Genomic DNA, 18,161 nt, shown 5'->3' on the forward strand with positions numbered 1-18,161 from the left:
AGAGAGAGGCGCGCCCGGCTCAGCCGGGCGGCCAGCGGAAATCGTCGGCGCGGCCGGGCTGCGGCATGGGGGCGTTTCCGCGCAGAAGCGTCCGCTCCACGGTGCCGAGGTTGTCCGGCTCGCGCGGCCGTCCGTTCAGGAGGGCGCCGCCGGGCGAGACCTCCATGCGGCTCAGCGGGACCACCGGGCCGGCCGCGGGCTTGACCGGAAGCGCCGGCACACCGGGGGGTTCCGGCAGGCTCGGCAGCATGGCGGTGATCTGGCGATCGATCGCCGCGGTGTCGGTCGCCGGCGCGGGCCCGTCGAGGCTGGGCCCCGAGGTCGAGGACGGCGCCGTCGGCGCAACGGTTGCGGTGGGCGAAGGCTCGGCCGATCCCGGCACGGTGCCCATGAGGCGCTTCAGCTCGACATCGGCGAAATGCGCGAGCTTGCGGTCGCCCGCTTTGGTGAAGTGGACACCGTCCGCGGTGCGCAGCTTGGCGATCTGTCCTTCCGGATCCGGTCCCGACGCCGCGTACCGGTCCCGATCGTCGACGAAGCCCGGCCAGATATCGACATAGGTGCCGCCGGCCTTGGTCACGCTGTCGCGCACGATCTCGTTCAGCGACGCGAGATCGCGGCTCAGCGATTCGCTCTGCATCGGCGGCAATCCGACCCAGATCAGCGGGATCTTGCGATCGACGAACACCTTCACCAGCGCTTCGACCCGTGCGCGATAGAGGGCACGCCAGCGATCCGTCAGCGGATCGACCGTCTCGTCCCCGTCGCGGATCGGCTGCCGATCGTTGGCGCCCATCATCACGAAGGCGTAGCGCACTTTCGCGTTGCTCTGGAGATAATCGTGGGCAACTTTTGGCCAGTCGACCACGTCCTTGCGTACGAGGCCGCTGTCGCCTTTGGCACGGTCGATCACGGCGACGTCGGCATTGTCCTCGAAGACGTCGTCGAGGCCCTTCGCGAGGTGGTCGGCCAGGGAATCGCCGAATACGGCGATCTGGACGTTCGGCTCGGTCTTGGCGACGGCCGGCTTCGGCGGCGTCGGCGCCCGCGCCGGGCGGACCCGCCGCTTCACCGCGGGAGCCGGTCGTTGTGCCTCCCCGGTCGCATAGGGGGGACGCGAGCGTGGCGCCCGGTAGGTGCGCTCCGGCTGTGGCGCCACCGGCTGCGGCCTGTCCTCCCAGGGCCAGTAGAACTGGCGCGGCGCCTCCTGCTGCGGCGCGTATCGCGGTTGGCGCCCGTATGTGCCGTCATCACGGTAATACGCATCCCGTGGCCGACGCCGCGGTGGAGCCTCGTAATAGGTGCCGCCGCCGGGCTGCTGATAGCTGTCGCCCCATTGCGCGCGGGCCGGTCCCCCGCCGAGGACGGACAGACCGGCGAGCCCCAGCAGGGCCGCGAGGCCGAGGAGCAACGGGCGTTCCGAGTGACGCCGACGAGCGACTACCATGCGCATCCCGTACGCTGTACGCCGAACCCAACCCGTTCGGAACGCGCCCAGTATAGGTGGAAGCTGACGGCGGGTCTAAACCTCTCGCGAGGATCAGCGTCGCGGCGAGGCCGGCTGTCCCGTGACCCGGCTGAGCAGGGCCGGCGTGGCATAGCCGTCAGCCGGCAATCCGACGCTGATCTGATAGCGGCGCACCGCCTCACGCAGCTTCGGGCCGGCGCGGCCATCCGTCGGACCGTCGTAGAAGCCGGCGGCCGCCAGACCGGTCTGCAGGGCCCGAAGGCCCAGCCCGTCGAGGCGCGCCCCTGCGGCCGGCCAGGGAGCCGCCAGCGGCGGTCCGCCGCCGAGACGGTCCGCGAGGTGGCCCACGGCCAGAGCGTAGGAATCCGAGGTGTTATAGCCTCGGATCACCTCGAAATTGTCGGTGATCAGGAAGACCGGGGCGCCGAGGCCCCCGGGCAGGAATAGGCTGGCCCGGCCGCGGCCGGGCAGAGGTTTCCCGTCCGTGCGGGTAACGCCGCGTTCGGCGAACGAGCCGAGCTCGCCGCTGTATCGGCTCAGGTCGAAATCCTTCGGCAGGCGCACCTCGTAGCCCCAGGACAGGGTCGGATCCCAGCCGAGATCCTTGAGGTAGGCCGCGATCGAGGCGAGCGAATCCGCCGCGCTGGCCCAGATGTCGCGCCGCCCGTCCCCGTCGAAATCGACCGCATGTGCCAGATGGGTGGAGGGCAGGAACTGGACCTGTCCCATGGCCCCGGCCCAGCTGCCGCTCATCCGGTCGGGCGTGATGTCGCCGCGCTGCAGGATCGTGAGGGCGGCGAGGAGTTCGTCGCGAAACATCGTGCCGCGGTGGCGCGCCGCAGCCAGAGTCGCCAGTGCCCGGATGGTGGGAACGCTGCCCGCGCTGGCCCCGAAATCCGATTCCACGCCCCAGAACGCCGTGACCATCGGCCCCGGTACGCCGAAGCGGGTTTCGATGGCCTGGAGGGTCGTTGCGACGGCCGCGGCACGGGCGCGTCCGCGCGCGATGCGTCCGGGGGAGACGGCGCCGACGAGGTAGTCCCAGACGGGCCGGACGAATTCGCTCTGGCGGCGCGTATGCGCCAGGATGCCGGGGTCCGGGCCGGTGATACCGCGGAATGCCGCGTCGAAGGTCTGCGCGGAGACGCCCCGCGCCGCCGCATCCGGTCGGAGCGCTGCCACGAAGGCCTGGAAGGTATCTTCGGCGCGGACCTCTCCCGCGGCGAGACAGGCCGCCGCGGCGAGCAGCCCTCTGCGGGACATCATTCAGTCAGATCCGGTTGCGCGTTTCCAGGCGCTCCTCCCAGGCCAGGGCCTGAGCGACGATGGCGTCCAGATCGTCATGCCGGGGCTGCCAGCCCAAACGCTCGCGGATCAGCGCGCCCTCGGCCACGATCCGGGCCGGATCTCCCGCACGACGCGGGCAGAGCCTGACTTCAAAGTCGCGGCCCGATAGACGCTTCACGACCTCGATGACCTCGAGCACGGAGTAACCGCGGCCATAGCCGCAATTCAGCGTCAGGCTGTCGCCGCCCGACCGGAGGTGGTCGAGGGCCAGACGATGCGCTTCGGCGAGGTCCGAGACTTGGATGTAGTCGCGCAGGCAGGACCCGTCGGGGGTCGGGTAATCGGTCCCGAAGACGTCGAGCCGCGCGCGCTGTCCTCGCGCCGCCTGCGTGGCGACCTTGATGAGGTGGGTGGCATTCGGCGTCGACTGGCCGGACCGACCCTCAGGATCCGCGCCGGCCACATTGAAATAGCGCAGAATCACGTACGAGAAGCCGTGCGCGGCCGCGGCATCGGCGATCATCCATTCGCTCATCAGCTTCGAGCGGCCGTAGGGATTGATCGGCTTCAGTGGCAGGTCCTCGGGAACCGGCACGACCTCGGGCTCCCCGTAGACGGCTGCGGTCGAGGAGAAAATGACGTGCCGGACGCCGGCCCGCACGGAGGCCTCGACCAGCGATCGCGTCTTGACCGTGTTGGACAGGTAGTAACCCAGCGGATCGGCCACCGAGTCGGGCACGACGATCTTGGCGGCGAAGTGGGCGAGGGCATCGATCCGATGCTGAAGGATCGTCTGCGTGACAAGGGCTTGGTCGGCCACGTCTCCGACCACGAGCTTGACGCCCTCCGGAACCGCCCAGTCGAAGCCGGTGGATAGATCGTCCAGGACGATCACCTCCTCATGGCCCGCATCGAGCAGCGCCAGCACCATGTGGCTGCCGATGTAGCCGGCACCGCCCGTAACCAGAACCGCCATGACCCCCCACCCTGACGCCGTCCCGCCGAGCCTGATTACGCGATTGCAGACGGGAAATTTACGCTCCGCTGCTTCATACTATCGACGTAGAACCCTTGCGACGGCTCGCGTTAAGCTATCTCACTGACGGCACCGCCGACCACGTCGCTCCATCCTGTTCCGGGGTTACCGTTTGATGAAACCGATCCGCAAGGCCGTCCTGCCCGTCGCGGGCCTTGGCACGCGCTTCCTGCCAGCCACGAAGGCGGTCCCGAAGGAAATGCTCACGGTCGTGGACCGGCCGGTCGTGCAGCATGTCGTCGACGAGGCCCGTGAGGCGGGGATCGAGCACTTCATCTTCGTGACCGGTCGCGGCAAGGCCGTGATCGAGGATCATTTCGACATGGCGTTCGAACTCGACCACACGCTCCAGGAGCGGGGGAAGACGGCCGCCTATGAGGAACTGAAGAAGGACCTGCCGAAGGCGGGCCAGACGAGTTTCACCCGGCAGCAGGCCCCGCTGGGCCTGGGCCATGCGGTGTGGTGCGCCCGGGAGATCGTCGGCGACGAGCCCTTCGCGGTCCTGCTCCCCGACATGCTCAGCCGCGGCTGCATGAAGCAGATGCTGTCCGCCTATGAGCGCCACGGTGGCAACATCATCGCCGTCGAGGAGGTGAAGCCGGAGGAAACGCATCAGTACGGGATCGTGAGCGTCGGCGAGACCTACGGTCAGTCGTTCCAGATCACCGGCATGGTCGAGAAGCCCAAGCAGGGCACGGCGCCCTCGAACTTCATCATTTCCGGCCGATACATCCTACAGCCCGAGATCTTCGGTATTCTCGAGCATGGCAAGAAGGGCGCTGGCGGCGAAATCCAGCTTACCGATGCCATGATCGATCTGATGGAGACGCAGGCGTTCTACGGCATGCGCTACGAGGGCCGGACCTACGACACCGGCTCGAAGCTCGGCTTCCTCACGGCCAATCTCGCCTACGCCCTCGATCGGGACGACCTCGCGGGGCCGCTGAAGGCTGAAATCGAGAAGCTCCTGAAGCGTCAGGGCTAAGGCGCGCTATTTCCGCGGCTGCCGAACCGCACAGATCCAGGCCCCGACCGGCGAACGCGGTGATCGGGGCCGATCGCTCACCCGGAGGCAGCGTGGGCGTCTTGCGTCCGTCGCACGCGGTTCAGGTATGCGCGCAGAGCAGCGGGATCCGACGATTTGCCCTTGCTTCTTGTGCGGCGCACTTTAATTTGTGCGTTGCGGGATCGCGATGGCGTCGCGGTCCTGCTGCCCTTCTTGGGCGTTTCCTCCCTAGACTTCGGGCCGCTCCTTCGGGAGTGGCCTTTTTTCTGTCTGGTCCTCCCGCATCCGTCTCCGCCGAACGTCCCGGCGCGATCGCTATTCCGCGGCGATTTGGCGCGGAACGACCTCCGCGAGATCTCGCGAGACCTCGACGATCACGGCGCGCAAGGCTCCGACCAGGGCCGGAAAGCCCGGCGTCGTCGCGAGGCTGACCTCGTTCATGTAGAGGCCGCGGTTGACCTCAATCTGGAGCGCGTGGCGATCCAGGTTCGGCTCGCCATAATGCTCCGTGATGAACCCGCCCGCGTAGGGCTTGTTGCGCACCACGCGAAAACCCCGAGCCCGGAACGCGGCCTCGAACCCGTCGATCAGCGCGGGCGCGCAAGCCGTGCCATACCGGTCACCCAGCACCACGTCGGCCTTCATCTCCGGGTCGCGGCCCAGGCTCGATGAGGGCATCGAGTGGCAGTCGATGAGCATGCAGCAACCATGCGCGCGCGCCGTGCGCTGGATGAGGCTGCGCAACGCGCGGTGATAGGGCTTGTACAGGCCCTCGATCCGGGCGGTCGCCTCGGCCACGGGCAGTCGCCGGGCGTAGATTTCCTGACCGTCTGCGACGACGCGCGGGACCGTCCCGAGGCCGCCGGCCACGCGCATCGACCGGGTGTTGGCGAAGGGCGGCAGGCGCCCGTCGAACATGCGGGGGTCGAGCTCGTACGGCTCGCGGTTCACGTCGAGGAAGGCGCGGGGGAAGTTGGCCCGCAGCAGCGGCGCGCCCAGTTCGACGACGGGCGCGAACAGGCGCTCGACATAGGCGTCCTCGGAGCGACGCAGCGCCAGGGCGTCGAGCCGCGAGGCTGCGATGAAGTCTGGGGGGTAGACGGCTCCAGAATGACCGGTATTGAAGACGAAGGGCAGGGTGTGCGCCGCGGGCTCGTCGACCGCAAAGGCCGGGGCAAATCCGAAGGCGTCTGGCTGTACCGGTTCGGATGCAGTCATCGGTTGGTGGACACCCCGGCGGTTGAACGAGGACGGCAGGTGCTCACTGTGGTGCGCGATCGACCGCCTGTCCACTCCGTGCCGGCGACTGGGGCAGTCGCCCGTGAGACACGCGGCTCCCGCTGCGCGCTCCATCCTAACACCTTGTTTACCATCGCCTCCCTTTATGGGATCAACTTCTCGACTCGAAGGCTCGGATCCGGCCGATGAAAATCCTGCTGGCGGAAGACGACAACGACATGCGCCGGTTTCTGGCCAAGGCGCTGCAGAATGCGGGCTATGATGTCCTGTCCTTCGACAACGGCCTCTCGGCCTACAACCGGCTGCGCGAGGAGCCGTTCGAGCTGCTGCTGACCGATATCGTGATGCCCGAGATGGACGGTATCGAACTGGCTCGCCGGGCCACCGAGCTCGATCCCGATATCAAGGTGATGTTCATCACCGGCTTCGCAGCCGTGGCCCTGAACCCGGATTCCAAGGCTCCGAAGGATGCGAAGGTCCTGTCGAAGCCCTTCCACCTGCGCGATCTCGTGAACGAGGTCGAAAAACTGCTGGCTGCCTGAGCCGGCCGCGGAGCCACCGGCACGGCGCGACCGAGTTTGCCTGTGGCGACACGGGCATAGGCAAGTCGCGTCCCGCACTCCTATATGGCGGGAGTTCACGGTCGGGACGACGTTCGCGATGCAGCCGGTCACAATCTACACCACGGGCTGGTGTCCCTACTGCTCGGCGGCCAAAAGCCTGCTGAAGGAAAAGGGCGTGGCCTTCCAGGAGATCGACGTCGAGCGCGCGCAGGGGGCTCGAACCGCGATGGTCGAGCGCGCGGGCGGCCGTACGAGCGTGCCTCAGATCTTCATCGGTGCCACGCATGTCGGCGGCTGCGACGACCTGTACGCCCTCGACCGGGCTGGCAAGCTCGACCCGCTGCTCAAGGACACGGCCGATGCCTGAGGCGCGCTTCACGGCCGCCTGCGTGCAGATGCGGTCGGGGCGCGATCCCGCGGCCAACCGCGACGCGGCCGTGGCGGGTGTGCGCGAAGCGGCGTCCCGGGGCGCGGCCTACGTGCAGACTCCCGAGATGACATCCCTGGTGGAGCGGAGCCGCGAGCGCCTGTTCGCCCACGTCACCGCCGAGGACCAGGACCAGACCCTGGCGGCCCTCCGCGAGACCGCGCGCCAGACCGGCACGGTCGTTCAGATCGGCTCGATCGCAGTCCGGTCCGGCGACAAGATCGCCAACCGGGCCTACCTGATCGGCGCCGATGGCGCGATCCTGGCGTCCTACGACAAGCTGCACCTCTTCGATGTCGACCTGCCGAGCGGCGAGCGGTGGCGGGAATCCGCCACGTATTCCGGAGGTGCCTGCGCGGTCCTCGCCGAGACGCCGTGGGCCACCCTCGGCCTGACGATCTGCTACGACATCCGTTTTCCCGCCCTGTACCGCGCCCTCGCCGAAGCGGGCGCGGACGTGCTGACGGCACCCGCCTGCTTCACCCGTCAGACCGGGGAGGCCCATTGGCACGTCCTGCAGCGGGCCCGCGCCATCGAGACCGGCGCCTTCGTGATCTCGGCGGCGCAGGGCGGCCTGCACGAGGACGGGCGGGAAACCTACGGCCATTCGCTGATCGTCGATCCCTGGGGCCGGGTGCTGGCCGATGCCGGCGGGGTCGAACCCGGGATCATTCTGGCGGAGATCGACCTCGCGCAGGTCGCCGAGGCCCGGGCCCGCATCCCTTCGTTGCAGCACGGCCGGCCCTTCACCATCGAGCGCGTCTCTTCCCAGGCTCAAGCGGCGCATCAGGCAGCACAGCAAGCGACAGAATGATCCGCTACAGTCTCGTCTGCGAGGCCGGACACGGCTTCGAGAGCTGGTTCCCGTCCTCCGACTCCTACGACACGCAGGTCGAACGCGGGCTCGTGACGTGCCCGGTCTGTGACAGCGCCAAGGTCAGCAAGGCCCTGATGGTGCCGAGCGTCGCCCGCACGGATCGGGCGCGTGCACCCGCGCTGCCCGCGAAGGCGGAGGCGGAAGCGCCGGTGACCATGGTCGCCGAGCCGGAGCGTCAGTTGCGGGCGATGCTGCGCGCGCTCCGGGAGCACGTGGTGGCCAATGCCGAGCACGTCGGCGCGCGCTTTCCCGAAGAGGCGCGCAGGATCCATTACGGGGAGACCGAGGGCCGTTCGATCTATGGCGAGGCGACCCCCGCGGAGGCGCGCGCGCTGATCGACGAGGGCATTGAGGTGGCGGCGATCCCGGTCCTGCCGGACGACCGGAACTAAGCGGATACCAGACCCGCCCCGAGCCTCAGGGCCGCAGGGCGGCGGTCCCCGCGAACGACGCCAGCACAGCCGAGACAAGGGCACTCCAGCCGGCGAGCGAGATCCCGAACAGCCGGAGCGCCGCCACCGAGCAATCGACGACCTTCGTGGTCTGGAGCGCGTTGAGGAAGTCGCCGACTTGGCCCGGATTCGTCCCGGTGCCGCCCCCGCAATCGGCCGGCCCCGGCCAGAAGCCCCATTCCGCGCCGGCGTGGTAGACCCCGATGCCGGCGCCGTAGAGGAGGCCGAGGGCGGCGAGCCCGAGGGCGATCCGTGCCAGGCGCTCCGGCAGGAACAGGGCCAGAAGGCCGAGGGGGATCGCGGCGTAATAGGGCAGCCGCTCTGTCAGGCAGAGCTTGCACGGCGCGTAGCCGTATCCGTACTGCAGAACGAGCGCGGCTCCGACGGTGAGGGCGGAAGCGATTGCCAGCCAGAGGCCAGCGGTCTTGAGGCGCAGGGCGGCCGCCGTATTCATCGCTACAGGATCACCTTGAAGAGCAGGAAGCCGAGGACGATGACGGCGACGGAGATCGCCGCAACCGCGTTGAGGTGCCGGTCGAGCACGGCCCGAATCTGGACGCCGTAGCGTCCAAGCAATCCGGCCAGGATGAAGAAGCGGGCGCCACGGGTCACGATCGACAGAACCGTGAACCAGAACAGGCTGTAATGGGCGAAGCCCGAGGTGATCGTCACGAGCTTGTAGGGGATCGGCGTGAGTCCCTTCAGCAGGATCACCCAGTGGCCGTAGCGCGCGTAGGAATCCTGGAAGGTCGCGGCCGAGTTCTGCAATCCGTAGAGACGGATGAGCCATTCCCCGAGGGAATCGAACAGGAGGGCCCCGATCGCGTAGCCCACGAGTCCGCCGATGACCGAGGCGACGGTGGTGATCGTGGCGTAGAGCCAGACCCGGTCCGGTCGGGCGACCGCCATGGGCACCAGCATCGCGTCCGGCGGAACCGGGAAGAAGGAGCTTTCGGCGAAGGCCACAGCGCCGAGCGCATAGGGCGCGGACGGCCTGTCGCTGAGGGCCAGGATCCACGCGTACAGCCGGCGGAGCATGCAAGGTCCCGAAGTGAGCGATCGGTCGCCCTTTGAGCATAGGCGTCCCGCCTTGGCCAGATCGGCGCCCACCGCAAAAACAACACTTGGCCGGACCCGCCGACCTATGCGAAGAGCCCTCCGTACGCGGGTATGGCGGAACTGGTAGACGCGGGCGACTCAAAATCGCCAGCCGCAAGGCGTGGGGGTTCGATTCCCTCTACCCGCACCATGGCCATCCGGCGATCGTGCGGCCTGTCCCGTCCGGCGGCTCCATGAGGGGCGACCCGTTGTCCGCGCGAATCCCATCGACGCGCGAAGTTCGGTCGCCCTGATCTCCTGATCGCTGCCCCCTATCTGTGCTGCAACGCGGCCGGCTTGGCCGTCCTGCGGAGCGGAGTAGGGACTTGAACGAGCGTGGGATCGTCGCGGTTCTCGGCGCGGGCATGGCCGGCGCAGCTGCGGCACGCCACCTTGCCGAGGCGGGCCTGCGGGTGCGGGTGTTCGACAAGGGACGCGGCGTCGGCGGTCGGATGGCAACCCGGCGCGTCGGTGATCTCCAGTTCGACCATGGCGCTCAGTTCATGCGCGCGCGCGGTACCGCCTTCGCGGGTCAGATCGATCGATGGGCGCGAAGCGGCATCGTTGCGCCCTGGGCCGGTTCCGAACGGTCTGTCGGCGTGCCGAGCATGGTCGAGCCCGTGCGCGACCTGCTGTCGGGTCTTCCGGTTCAGAGCGCCACGACCATCCTGCGTCTTCACCGGGATGGGGCACACTGGCGGCTGGAGGACGCGTCCGGGGCGCCGTTCACGGGCCGTTCGACGCGGTGGCGATCACCGTCCCGGCGCCGCAGGTCATGACGCTGCTCGCGGCATCCGGCGTCACCCTCCCGGACATCGCCCGCGCTTCATATGCACCCTGCTGGTCCTTCATGATCGCGGCGGACACGTCCCCGCCGGAGGACCTGACCGAGCCGGGGGCCGGTCCGATCGGCCTGATCGCGTGCGATTCGTCGAAGCCCGGGCGGCCCCCCGGGATCCGGCTCACGGTCCACGCGACCCCGGATTGGTCGCGCCGGCATCTCGAAGCGCCGCGTGAGACGATCGTCGCCGAACTTGTCCGCGCCACCCGGGACTGCCTCGGCTCCGAACTTCGACCGTCCCACATGGAAGCCCATCGCTGGCGCTACGCGCAGGTCGAGAACGCCCTGCAGGTGCCCTGCCTGTACGATCCGGCATGCCGACTCGGGGCGGCCGGGGATTGGTGCCTGGGGGCCCGGATCGAGGCGGCCTACGACAGCGGGCTGGCGCTCGCCGACGCTATCCTGAACGATCTCGGGCACCCTGCGTGACTCCCCCGATCGCCTTCCACCCGACCTATGAGGCGTCCCTCCCGGTCGGCCATCGGTTTCCGATGCGCAAGTACGGCCTGCTCGCGGAGACGCTGATCGCGAAGGGGCTGGCTCCGCTCGGTTTCGTCACGCCGGAGCCGGCCGGGGCGGACATCCTGATCCGCGCTCACGATGCCGCCTATGTGGATGCGGTGCTGGCCTGCGATGTCGGTCCTGAAATCGAGCGGGCCATCGGGCTACCGGTCGATGCGGCCCTCGTCCGGCGCTCGCGCGCATCGGTGGGCGGCACCCTTCTGGCCGCGCGCCTCGCCCTGGCGGAAGGTCTGGCGGGCAGCGCCGCTGGCGGCAGCCATCATGCGCGGCGCCAGCAGGGTGCTGGCTTCTGCGTGCTGAACGACGTCGCCGTAGCGGCGCGGACGCTCCAGGCCGAGGGGCTGGTCCGGCGCGTCCTCGTGGTCGATCTCGACGTGCATCAGGGCGACGGCACCGCCGATTGTCTCGCCCGAAGCCCGGAGCTCTTCACCTTCTCGATCCATTGCGAAAACAATTATCCAGCCCAGAAGATCGCCGGCGACCTCGATATCGGCTTGCCGGACAGGCTCGACGACGCCGGCTACCTCGCTGTTCTGCGTGCCCGTCTGCCGCCGCTGCTCGACGCATTCGCGCCGGACCTCGTCTTCTATAATGCCGGCGTCGATCCGCATCGCGACGACCGCCTCGGCCGACTCTGCCTCACCGATGATGGCCTTCTCGCCCGCGACCGCTTCGTCGTGGCCGAGGCTCGCGCGCGCGGGATCGCGCTCGCTGCGGTGATCGGCGGCGGATACACCCACGATGTCGAGGCCCTCGCGCGGCGCCACGCGCTGGTCTTCGAAGCCCTGGCCGCCGAGGCGGCCGCTCGGCCGACATCGGAGTGAGACCTGATTGCATCACGGTACCGTCGATCTGCAGGTCTCGGTCGAGCAGGAAAGGTTTTGGGAACGGCCACCGTCGAGGATCCGGAGTGCGCGGATGATCGACGCGGATCCGCCGCTTGCATTCGGTGACATCGGAAGGGTTCGGCCATGCTCGCGCGGGTCTGGGACGTGGTGAAGGCGACGCTGGCGGTGTCGGCCCTGATCGCCGCCGCCCTCGTCTCGGCGGACAAGGTCGACCGGCGGAAAACGCAACCGGTCGTCGGCGCCGCACTGATCGAGCCGGCCACCACCGGAACGATTACGCGGCAGGAGCGTCCTTGAGCCGGCGCTCTGCGTAGTCTTGAGCGGCACCCCTGCGTCAGATTGAAACAAGCGTGACGGGATATCTCGGTCGGCGTCGACGTTCTCGCCCGATGCCGAGGCTTGGCCGCACGCCGACCCGACCCGTTCAGGAGAACCCACCGCGATGAAGTCCGCCCCCCTCGCACTGTTCGTCGTCCTCATCGGCACGGCTTCGGCGTTCGCGGAAACGGGGGCCGAGCGGGCCGCCTGCACGCCGGACGTGATGCGCCTCTGCGCCTCTCAGATTCCCAATGCGGGCGCTATCACCCTCTGCCTGCGGGAGAATCGGGTGGCGTTGAGTTCCGCCTGCCGGACGGTCGTCGACCGTTCCGACCGGTCGAAAGGGAACATCGCAAATCGCCGCTAGGCGCGGCGCCGCGCCTCACCAGCCGTTGATGCGCGGCCAGATCTCTCCGGAGAGGCGGCCATCGGCGACGACGTGATAGCTGTCGTGCTGAGCACCCGTGGCGCAGGCATGGTTCGGGAGAATCCGCAGGCGCGCGCCGACCGGAAGGTCGGGAAGCCCGGCGGCAGCGCCCTTCCGCACCGCGACGATCCCGTGCTCCTGGTTGGCGTCCCGCACGATCAGGTCCGGATAGGGGCGCCCGGCGATGTCGCAGGCCAAGCCGTAACCCTGATCGACCGCCTGCCGCGCGGTGCCACGATCACGCGAGAGTGCCATCCATCCCGCGTCGGTGATGATCCAGCCCTTGTCCCGCTGATGCCCGATCACCGTCGCGAGAACGGTGAGGGCGATGTCGTCGATCGTGCAGGAGCCGACGCCCGCCTGGAACAAGTCGCCGATCATGAACACGCCGGCGCGCACCTCCGTGACGCCCGCGAGGGTCTCCGCATACCGGGCGGTGGGCGTCGATCCGACGCTCACGACAGGGCAGGGGAGGCCGGCGCCGCGCAGGATCTCGGCCGCCGCGACGGCGGCCACGCGCTCGGCCTCGGCCGCCCGACGAAGGGCGGCGGGATCGCTCAGCCCATAGCTGTCGCCGGCATGGAGCAGCACGCCGCGTAGGCTCGCGCCGTCCGCGACCGCGCGGCCGATGGCGACGAGCGTTTCGGCATCCCGCGGCCCGACCCCGGAGCGATGTCCATCGGCATCCACCTCGATCAGCACCGGCAGGGCATCGCCGCTGCGCCGGCTCCAGGCCGCCACAGCCTCGGCCTGGGCTGCCGAATCCAGGACGATCGCCAGATCCGCCCCCCAGCGCTGTCGGATGGCTCCGACCCGGTCGAGCTTCTGCGGTGCGATGCCGACGGCGTAGATCACGTCGCGCACGCCGCCTTCGGCGAAATACTCGGCCTCCCTGAGCGTCGAGACCGTCGCGGGCCCAGCGGGACCGGCCATCGCCCGGCGCGCGACCTCGAGGGATTTGGCCGTCTTGAGATGCGGGCGCAGGGTGACGCCCAGCCCGTCGAGATGCCTGCGCATCCTGTCGACATTCGCCTGCAGGATGTCGGCGTCCAGGAGGAGGCACGGTGTCTCCAGTCCGTCGAAACCGCCGCCACCGGGCGATACCGCAGTGTCACCGATCATCTACCGCTCCCGACCTATCCGACGCGAGAGGCTGATAGGCGAGCCTCGGCGCCGGTCCAAGCCGTCGGGACCCCGTACGTGTCTTCAGGCAGATCGCTGCAATGCCGCCACGTAGGCCGCAGCATCGCGCGCCACGTCGTCCGCCCCCTTGCCGGGGCGGTAGAGATTGGAGCCGAGGCCGAAACCATCGGCTCCCGCCTGTCGCCAGCCCGCGATCGTCTCGGGCAGGATTCCGCCGACGGCCAGGACTCGGGTGACCGGCGGCAGAACCGCGCGATGCGCCTTGAGCGCCAGAGGCGTCGCGACGTCCGCCGGGAACAGCTTGAGCGCGGTGGCGCCGGCCGCCAGGGCCGCGAAGGCCTCCGTGGGTGTCTGATAGCCCGGGAGGGAAACGAGACCGGCCGCGATGGTCGCGCCGATGACCGTCGGATCGGCGTTCGGCGACACCACGAGGCCTCCGCCGGCGGCCGCGACGTCGGCGACCTGCGATCGGCTGAGAACGGTGCCGGCGCCGACGAGCGCCCGTCCGGCGAGGCGCTCAGCGAGCACCGCGATGCTCCGCAGCGGGTCCGGCGAGTTGAGCGGCACCTCGATGAGGGTGAACCCGGCCCCGACCAGGGCCTCCCCGATCGCCGGCGCCTCGTCCGGCGTGAGTCCCCGTAAAATCGCCACGAGCGGGCAGCCCGCGAAGGCCGCCTCGAACCGGTCGTGGATGGTCATGTCCGCAGACTCCAGATGGCGTGGATACCGGACGTGGTGGAACCGTCCGGCACGATCACCGCAGTCCCGCCCGCTTGCGCGATGGCGGCGGCGTACAGCGCGGCCAGGGGACCGCCGCCGAGCAGATGGACCGGACGGCCCTGGAGGTCGTCCCGGGTGCCGACATCGGCGCCGATCAGGATGCCGCTGGCGTAGGAGGCCGCGTCATCGGGGGCGAGGCGGTCGAGCAGCAGTCCCGAGCGGACCTCGAACAGGGTCGCGGCGAGGTTTCTGGAGGCGAGGCCCCGTCCGACGCCCGCGCGGAAGGCGGCTCCGTTCCCGACCTCACCGTCGAGCATCCCCGCCAGGATGCCCTGTGCGCGAAGCAGGGCGAAGATTTCTCCGGTCATCACGGTGGTAAAATCCGTGATCGCACCATCGACGGTCTCGATCCACTTGTTGTGTGTGCCCGGCTGACAGAATAAGGCCGTCGGCGGCGCTGAATCCGCTTCGATCGCACCGAAGACCTGAACCTCCTCTCCCCGCATCACATCGGGACGCTGTCCGTCCCGCAGGGCTACGCCGGGGACGATCTGCACGTCGGGCGCGGGTTCGACGCAGGCTTTCGCCAGGGCCGCGAGGGTTGCCGGCGCGGCGATGTAGGGCGCCGACAGCCAGCCCCGGTTGGATCCGACCATGCCGACCGCGATGACCGGGTGAGGCCCCAGCCGCGCGCGCAGATCCGCGATCTCCGCGGGGTAGTCGCCGGGCGCCAGGGAGAGGATCCCGCGTCCGTCCTGCAGGCTGTCGAGCACCGCTCCCGAGCCCGACACGGCGAAGGCCCGACGGTTCGTGGTGCCCCAGTCGACGGCGATGTAGGCCGCGCGACCGTCCATGCCGTGTCTCCCCAGAATAGCGCCACCGTAATTTGTCTGAGTTAATCGTAGGGCGGCGCGTGGTCAAGTTCGGTCGAGCGACCGTCGCGACACGGTCGGCGACAGATATCACTGACGGGGGATTGTCGCGTGGTCCCCGGCGATTGCGATGGACTGTACCGTCACGGATCGGCGATATGGCGGCAAGAAATCAAACCCGGGAGGGACACGCTTGGCACGGGATGTAATCCTGGCGACCGATGGCCTGACGATGGAATTCCGTGGATTCCGGGCCGTCAACGGCGTGGCGTTGCAGGTGGAGCGCGGCACGATTCACGCGCTCATCGGGCCGAACGGCGCCGGCAAGACCACCTGCTTCAATCTGCTCACCAAGTTCCTGATCCCGACTTCGGGGACGATCCGCTACAAGGATCGCGACATCACCGGCCTCAAGGCGGCGGATGTCGCCCGGCTGGGGCTCGTCCGCTCGTTCCAGATTTCGGCGGTCTTCCCGCATCTCACCGTGATGGAGAATGTCCGCATCGCCCTGCAGCGGCGGCGGCGCGGCGATTCCTTCGATTTCTGGCGGCCCGAGCGGGTCCTGCGTGCGCTGAACGGCGAGGCGCTCGAACTGGTCGACGCGGTCGGACTCTCGGAGTTCGCCGACGTGCTGGCGGTCGAGCTGTCCTATGGCCGCAAGCGCGCGCTGGAGATCGCAACCACGCTCGCTCTCGATCCCGAGATGCTGCTCCTCGACGAGCCGATGGCCGGCATGGGCCACGAGGACGTGGACCGGACCGCCGCGCTCATTCGGCGCGTGTCGAAGGACCGGACGATCCTGATGGTCGAGCACAACCTGTCGGTGGTCGCTTCCCTCTCGGACCGGATCACCGTGCTGGCCCGCGGCCAGGTGCTGGCCGAGGGGGACTACGCCACGGTCTCGAAGGATCCGCGTGTGGTCGAAGCGTATATCGGGGCGGGACATGCGTGAGGCGGCTCTCAAGACACCTCCGGCGGCCGCGACCGGCGCGCTCCTCACTGTCCGCGGATTGGAAGGCTGGTACGGCGAGAGCCACGTGCTCCACGGGATCGACATCGATGTCCGGACCGGTGAAGTCATCACGCTGCTCGGGCGTAACGGCGCCGGAAAGACCACGACGCTGAGGGCCATCATCGGCATCCTCGGCAAGCGCGCCGGCTCGATCGTCTACGACGGTGTCGAGACCATCCGCATGGCGTCCCGGAACATCGCCCGCCTCGGAATCGGCTACGTCCCGGAGGAGCGGGGCATCTTCGCGAGCCTCACGGTCCACGAGAACCTGATGCTGCCGCCGCGGGTGAAGCCGGGGGGCATGTCGGTGGACGAGATCCATCAGCTCTTCCCGAACCTGAAGGAGCGCGCCGGCAGCCAGGGCACCAAGCTCTCCGGCGGCGAGCAGCAGATGCTGGCGATCGGACGCATCCTGCGCACCGGTGCCAAGCTGATCCTCCTCGACGAACCGACGGAGGGACTGGCGCCGGTCATCGTCCAGCAGATCGGCCGGACCATCCAGCAATTGAAGGCGAAAGGCTACACCATCGTTCTGGTGGAGCAGAACTTCCGCTTCGCCCAGACCCTGGCGGACCGGCATTTCGTGATCGAGCAGGGGCGGGTGGTCGATATGATCCCCAATGCCGAGCTTGACGCCAATATCGACAAGCTCCACGCCTATCTCGGCGTCTGAAGCCCGTTCGCAAAAACCGTAGAAGCGCCAACAATCGGCGCCCCGATACTCGGCTGGCGGAGATCCGCTGCGCCGTTACAAGGATGGAAACGAAAATGTTCGGACGTATCGCCCGGCCCGCGACCCTCGCCGCCCTTGCCGGCGCCCTGATGATGGGCACCGCTGCTGCGCAGACGAACGTGAAGATCGGCATCCTGGGCGATCGATCGGGCGCCTATTCCGATATCAGCGGCGAGGGCTCAGTCGTGGCCGCGAAGCTCGCCGTCGAAGACTTCAAGCCGGACGCTCACGGCCTGAAGGTCGAGATCGTCTCGGCCGATCACCAGAACAAGCCGGATGTCGGGGCGGCCATCGCCCGGCAATGGTATGACCGCGACAACGTCGACATGATCACCGACGGGGTGACCTCCTCGGTGGCGCTGGCCATCAGCCAGGTCACCAAGGAGAAGAACAAGGTCTTCATCGACACCGGCGCCGGCACCGCCGACCTCACCGGCCCGCAATGCACGCCGAACACCATCCATTGGGTCTACGACACGGTGGCGCTGGCCAACGGCACCGGCGGCGCCATGGTGAAGCGCGGCGGCAATACGTGGTTCTTCCTGACCGCCGATTACGTCTTCGGACAGACGCTTCAGCGCGACACCAGCGCGGTGATCACCAAGAACGGCGGCAAGGTCGTCGGCTCGGTGAAGACGCCGTTCCCGACCTCGGACTTCTCGTCCTTCCTGCTTCAGGCGCAGGGCTCGGGCGCCAAGGTCATCGGCCTGGCCAATGCCGGAACCGACACGATCAACGCGATCAAGCAGGCGGGCGAGTTCGGCATCACCGAGGGCGGGCAGGCGCTGGCCGGCCTTCTGGTCTTCTCCTCCGACGTGCATTCGCTGGGCACCAAGGTCGCCCAGGGTCTCGTGCTCACCGAGCCGTTCTACTGGGACCTGAACGACCAGACCCGGGCCTTCTCGGACCGCTTCGCCAAGCAGATGAAGGGTGGCTCGAAGCCCACCGCCAACCATGCCGGCGTCTACTCGGACGTGCTCCATTACCTGAAGGCGGTGGCCGAGCTGAAATCCACCACCGACGGCGCCGCCACGGTCGCCAAGATGAAGGCGATGCCGACAGACGATCCGCTGTTCGGCAAGGGCGTGATCCGCGCGGACGGCCGCAAGATCCACGACATGTACCTGTTCGAGGTCAAGAAGCCCGCCGAGTCGAAGGGCGAGTGGGATCTTTACAAGAAGCTCGAGACGATCCCGGGCGATCAGGTCTTCCGGCCGCTCAACGAGGGCAATTGCCCCCTCGTGAAGGGTTGACGGTGGGATCGGGGCGCGG

Annotated in this window: 22 protein-coding genes and 1 tRNA gene; 14 read left to right on the forward strand and 9 right to left on the reverse strand. The window is 68.6% G+C overall.

Going from position 1 to position 18,161, the window contains the following annotated elements; genetic code table 11:
- Positions 1–19: 19 nt before the first annotated feature.
- The 3 genes from MCBMB27_RS24565 to galE form a co-directional block, all read right to left on the reverse strand.
- Positions 20–1,447, reverse strand: a complete 1,428-nt coding sequence (locus tag MCBMB27_RS24565; protein ID WP_075382094.1) for an SGNH/GDSL hydrolase family protein — start codon at positions 1,445–1,447, stop codon at positions 20–22.
- Positions 1,448–1,540: 93 nt separating this feature from the next.
- Complete coding sequence (locus tag MCBMB27_RS24570; RefSeq protein ID WP_075381484.1) at positions 1,541–2,734, reverse strand: lytic murein transglycosylase; 1,194 nt, start codon at positions 2,732–2,734, stop codon at positions 1,541–1,543.
- A gap of 4 nt (positions 2,735–2,738) precedes the next feature.
- Complete coding sequence (galE, locus tag MCBMB27_RS24575; RefSeq protein WP_043353807.1) at positions 2,739–3,731, reverse strand: UDP-glucose 4-epimerase GalE; 993 nt, start codon at positions 3,729–3,731, stop codon at positions 2,739–2,741.
- A 175-nt stretch (positions 3,732–3,906) separates the two neighbouring features.
- Between galE and galU the strand changes: the two genes are divergently transcribed.
- On the forward strand, positions 3,907–4,776 hold the full coding sequence (gene galU / locus MCBMB27_RS24580) for a UTP--glucose-1-phosphate uridylyltransferase GalU (protein WP_043380421.1): 870 nt from the start codon (positions 3,907–3,909) through the stop codon (positions 4,774–4,776).
- Positions 4,777–5,112: 336 nt separating this feature from the next.
- Here the strand turns inward: galU and MCBMB27_RS24585 are convergent, their stop codons facing one another.
- Positions 5,113–6,015: an N-formylglutamate amidohydrolase gene (locus tag MCBMB27_RS24585; RefSeq protein ID WP_043380418.1), complete on the reverse strand. Its 903-nt coding sequence runs from the start codon at positions 6,013–6,015 to the stop codon at positions 5,113–5,115.
- A 206-nt stretch (positions 6,016–6,221) separates the two neighbouring features.
- Between MCBMB27_RS24585 and cpdR the strand changes: the two genes are divergently transcribed.
- The 4 genes from cpdR (at position 6,222) to MCBMB27_RS24605 (ending at position 8,295) form a co-directional block, all read left to right on the forward strand.
- Positions 6,222–6,578 carry a cell cycle two-component system response regulator CpdR gene (cpdR, locus tag MCBMB27_RS24590; protein WP_003603128.1) on the forward strand — a complete coding sequence of 119 codons (357 nt, stop codon included), beginning with the start codon at positions 6,222–6,224 and terminating at the stop codon, positions 6,576–6,578.
- A 118-nt stretch (positions 6,579–6,696) separates the two neighbouring features.
- Entirely contained in the window at positions 6,697–6,966 is a 270-nt protein-coding gene (gene grxC / locus MCBMB27_RS24595) for a glutaredoxin 3 (RefSeq protein ID WP_043353813.1), read from the forward strand.
- Positions 6,959–7,840, forward strand: a complete 882-nt coding sequence (locus MCBMB27_RS24600) for a carbon-nitrogen hydrolase family protein (protein ID WP_075381485.1) — start codon at positions 6,959–6,961, stop codon at positions 7,838–7,840. The genes grxC and MCBMB27_RS24600 overlap by 8 nt, the downstream gene beginning before the upstream one ends.
- The gene (locus MCBMB27_RS24605) at positions 7,837–8,295 is read left to right on the forward strand and encodes a DUF1178 family protein (RefSeq protein ID WP_075381486.1); all 459 of its coding nucleotides are present in this window, start codon (positions 7,837–7,839) and stop codon (positions 8,293–8,295) included. The genes MCBMB27_RS24600 and MCBMB27_RS24605 overlap by 4 nt, the downstream gene beginning before the upstream one ends.
- 25 nt (positions 8,296–8,320) lie before the next feature.
- Here MCBMB27_RS24605 and MCBMB27_RS24610 read toward each other — a convergent pair whose 3' ends face one another.
- Together MCBMB27_RS24610 and MCBMB27_RS24615 are read right to left on the reverse strand one after the other, a co-directional pair.
- The gene (locus tag MCBMB27_RS24610) at positions 8,321–8,809 is read right to left on the reverse strand and encodes a disulfide bond formation protein B (RefSeq protein ID WP_075381487.1); all 489 of its coding nucleotides are present in this window, start codon (positions 8,807–8,809) and stop codon (positions 8,321–8,323) included.
- A 2-nt stretch (positions 8,810–8,811) separates the two neighbouring features.
- Complete coding sequence (locus tag MCBMB27_RS24615) at positions 8,812–9,393, reverse strand: YqaA family protein (protein WP_043353820.1); 582 nt, start codon at positions 9,391–9,393, stop codon at positions 8,812–8,814.
- 126 nt (positions 9,394–9,519) lie between these two features.
- Between MCBMB27_RS24615 and MCBMB27_RS24620 the strand changes: the two genes are divergently transcribed.
- From MCBMB27_RS24620 to MCBMB27_RS24635, 6 genes are all read left to right on the forward strand, one after another.
- A tRNA-Leu gene (locus tag MCBMB27_RS24620) sits at positions 9,520–9,604 on the forward strand.
- Between the two features lie 214 nt (positions 9,605–9,818).
- A complete protein-coding gene (locus tag MCBMB27_RS30655; RefSeq protein ID WP_236953018.1) occupies positions 9,819–10,232 on the forward strand; it encodes an NAD(P)-binding protein in 414 nt (137 codons plus the stop codon).
- Positions 10,199–10,723, forward strand: a complete 525-nt coding sequence (locus MCBMB27_RS30660) for an NAD(P)/FAD-dependent oxidoreductase (RefSeq protein ID WP_236952808.1) — start codon at positions 10,199–10,201, stop codon at positions 10,721–10,723. The genes MCBMB27_RS30655 and MCBMB27_RS30660 overlap by 34 nt, the downstream gene beginning before the upstream one ends.
- Complete coding sequence (locus MCBMB27_RS24630; protein WP_075381488.1) at positions 10,720–11,640, forward strand: histone deacetylase family protein; 921 nt, start codon at positions 10,720–10,722, stop codon at positions 11,638–11,640. Before MCBMB27_RS30660 ends, MCBMB27_RS24630 begins: the two co-directional genes overlap by 4 nt.
- 147 nt (positions 11,641–11,787) lie before the next feature.
- Entirely contained in the window at positions 11,788–11,961 is a 174-nt protein-coding gene (locus MCBMB27_RS30310) for a hypothetical protein (RefSeq protein ID WP_164706330.1), read from the forward strand.
- A 145-nt stretch (positions 11,962–12,106) separates the two neighbouring features.
- Positions 12,107–12,349 carry a hypothetical protein gene (locus tag MCBMB27_RS24635; RefSeq protein ID WP_043353734.1) on the forward strand — a complete coding sequence of 81 codons (243 nt, stop codon included), beginning with the start codon at positions 12,107–12,109 and terminating at the stop codon, positions 12,347–12,349.
- Positions 12,350–12,364: 15 nt separating this feature from the next.
- On the opposite strand, the gene MCBMB27_RS24640 is transcribed toward MCBMB27_RS24635, so the two are convergent.
- From MCBMB27_RS24640 to MCBMB27_RS24650, 3 genes are all read right to left on the reverse strand, one after another.
- Positions 12,365–13,531: an alanine racemase gene (locus MCBMB27_RS24640; RefSeq protein WP_075381489.1), complete on the reverse strand. Its 1,167-nt coding sequence runs from the start codon at positions 13,529–13,531 to the stop codon at positions 12,365–12,367.
- A gap of 84 nt (positions 13,532–13,615) precedes the next feature.
- Positions 13,616–14,251: a 2-dehydro-3-deoxy-6-phosphogalactonate aldolase gene (locus tag MCBMB27_RS24645; RefSeq protein WP_075381490.1), complete on the reverse strand. Its 636-nt coding sequence runs from the start codon at positions 14,249–14,251 to the stop codon at positions 13,616–13,618.
- A complete protein-coding gene (locus tag MCBMB27_RS24650) occupies positions 14,248–15,126 on the reverse strand; it encodes a 2-dehydro-3-deoxygalactonokinase (RefSeq protein WP_075381491.1) in 879 nt (292 codons plus the stop codon). The genes MCBMB27_RS24645 and MCBMB27_RS24650 overlap by 4 nt, the downstream gene beginning before the upstream one ends.
- Positions 15,127–15,337: 211 nt before the next feature.
- Here MCBMB27_RS24650 and MCBMB27_RS24655 point away from each other — a divergent pair, with 211 nt between their 5' ends.
- The 3 genes from MCBMB27_RS24655 to MCBMB27_RS24665 all read left to right on the forward strand — a co-directional run bounded on the left by MCBMB27_RS24655 (position 15,338) and on the right by MCBMB27_RS24665 (position 18,142).
- Complete coding sequence (locus MCBMB27_RS24655; RefSeq protein ID WP_043348639.1) at positions 15,338–16,096, forward strand: ABC transporter ATP-binding protein; 759 nt, start codon at positions 15,338–15,340, stop codon at positions 16,094–16,096.
- On the forward strand, positions 16,089–16,829 hold the full coding sequence (locus tag MCBMB27_RS24660) for an ABC transporter ATP-binding protein (RefSeq protein WP_043380399.1): 741 nt from the start codon (positions 16,089–16,091) through the stop codon (positions 16,827–16,829). Before MCBMB27_RS24655 ends, MCBMB27_RS24660 begins: the two co-directional genes overlap by 8 nt.
- Before the next feature lie 95 nt (positions 16,830–16,924).
- Positions 16,925–18,142, forward strand: coding sequence for an ABC transporter substrate-binding protein (locus MCBMB27_RS24665; protein ID WP_043348643.1), 1,218 nt, complete (start codon positions 16,925–16,927; stop codon positions 18,140–18,142).
- The last annotated feature ends 19 nt before the right edge of the window (positions 18,143–18,161 follow it).

This window comes from Methylobacterium phyllosphaerae, assembly GCF_001936175.1.
Classification (GTDB): Bacteria; Pseudomonadota; Alphaproteobacteria; order Rhizobiales; family Beijerinckiaceae; genus Methylobacterium; species Methylobacterium fujisawaense.

What these genes read in the sequence shown, in the direction of transcription:
- MCBMB27_RS24565 (WP_075382094.1), bottom strand. Translation starts at nt 1,447, where the DNA reads ATGGTAGTCGCTCGTCGGCGTCACTCGGAACGCCCGTTGCTCCTCGGC.
- MCBMB27_RS24570 (WP_075381484.1), bottom strand. Translation starts at nt 2,734, where the DNA reads ATGATGTCCCGCAGAGGGCTGCTCGCCGCGGCGGCCTGTCTCGCCGCG.
- galE (WP_043353807.1), bottom strand. Translation starts at nt 3,731, where the DNA reads ATGGCGGTTCTGGTTACGGGCGGTGCCGGCTACATCGGCAGCCACATG.
- galU (WP_043380421.1), top strand. Translation starts at nt 3,907, where the DNA reads ATGAAACCGATCCGCAAGGCCGTCCTGCCCGTCGCGGGCCTTGGCACG.
- MCBMB27_RS24585 (WP_043380418.1), bottom strand. Translation starts at nt 6,015, where the DNA reads ATGACTGCATCCGAACCGGTACAGCCAGACGCCTTCGGATTTGCCCCG.
- cpdR (WP_003603128.1), top strand. Translation starts at nt 6,222, where the DNA reads ATGAAAATCCTGCTGGCGGAAGACGACAACGACATGCGCCGGTTTCTG.
- grxC (WP_043353813.1), top strand. Translation starts at nt 6,697, where the DNA reads ATGCAGCCGGTCACAATCTACACCACGGGCTGGTGTCCCTACTGCTCG.
- MCBMB27_RS24600 (WP_075381485.1), top strand. Translation starts at nt 6,959, where the DNA reads ATGCCTGAGGCGCGCTTCACGGCCGCCTGCGTGCAGATGCGGTCGGGG.
- MCBMB27_RS24605 (WP_075381486.1), top strand. Translation starts at nt 7,837, where the DNA reads ATGATCCGCTACAGTCTCGTCTGCGAGGCCGGACACGGCTTCGAGAGC.
- MCBMB27_RS24610 (WP_075381487.1), bottom strand. Translation starts at nt 8,809, where the DNA reads ATGAATACGGCGGCCGCCCTGCGCCTCAAGACCGCTGGCCTCTGGCTG.
- MCBMB27_RS24615 (WP_043353820.1), bottom strand. Translation starts at nt 9,393, where the DNA reads ATGCTCCGCCGGCTGTACGCGTGGATCCTGGCCCTCAGCGACAGGCCG.
- MCBMB27_RS30655 (WP_236953018.1), top strand. Translation starts at nt 9,819, where the DNA reads ATGGCCGGCGCAGCTGCGGCACGCCACCTTGCCGAGGCGGGCCTGCGG.
- MCBMB27_RS30310 (WP_164706330.1), top strand. Translation starts at nt 11,788, where the DNA reads ATGCTCGCGCGGGTCTGGGACGTGGTGAAGGCGACGCTGGCGGTGTCG.
- MCBMB27_RS24635 (WP_043353734.1), top strand. Translation starts at nt 12,107, where the DNA reads ATGAAGTCCGCCCCCCTCGCACTGTTCGTCGTCCTCATCGGCACGGCT.
- MCBMB27_RS24640 (WP_075381489.1), bottom strand. Translation starts at nt 13,531, where the DNA reads ATGATCGGTGACACTGCGGTATCGCCCGGTGGCGGCGGTTTCGACGGA.
- MCBMB27_RS24645 (WP_075381490.1), bottom strand. Translation starts at nt 14,251, where the DNA reads ATGACCATCCACGACCGGTTCGAGGCGGCCTTCGCGGGCTGCCCGCTC.
- MCBMB27_RS24650 (WP_075381491.1), bottom strand. Translation starts at nt 15,126, where the DNA reads ATGGACGGTCGCGCGGCCTACATCGCCGTCGACTGGGGCACCACGAAC.
- MCBMB27_RS24660 (WP_043380399.1), top strand. Translation starts at nt 16,089, where the DNA reads ATGCGTGAGGCGGCTCTCAAGACACCTCCGGCGGCCGCGACCGGCGCG.
- MCBMB27_RS24665 (WP_043348643.1), top strand. Translation starts at nt 16,925, where the DNA reads ATGTTCGGACGTATCGCCCGGCCCGCGACCCTCGCCGCCCTTGCCGGC.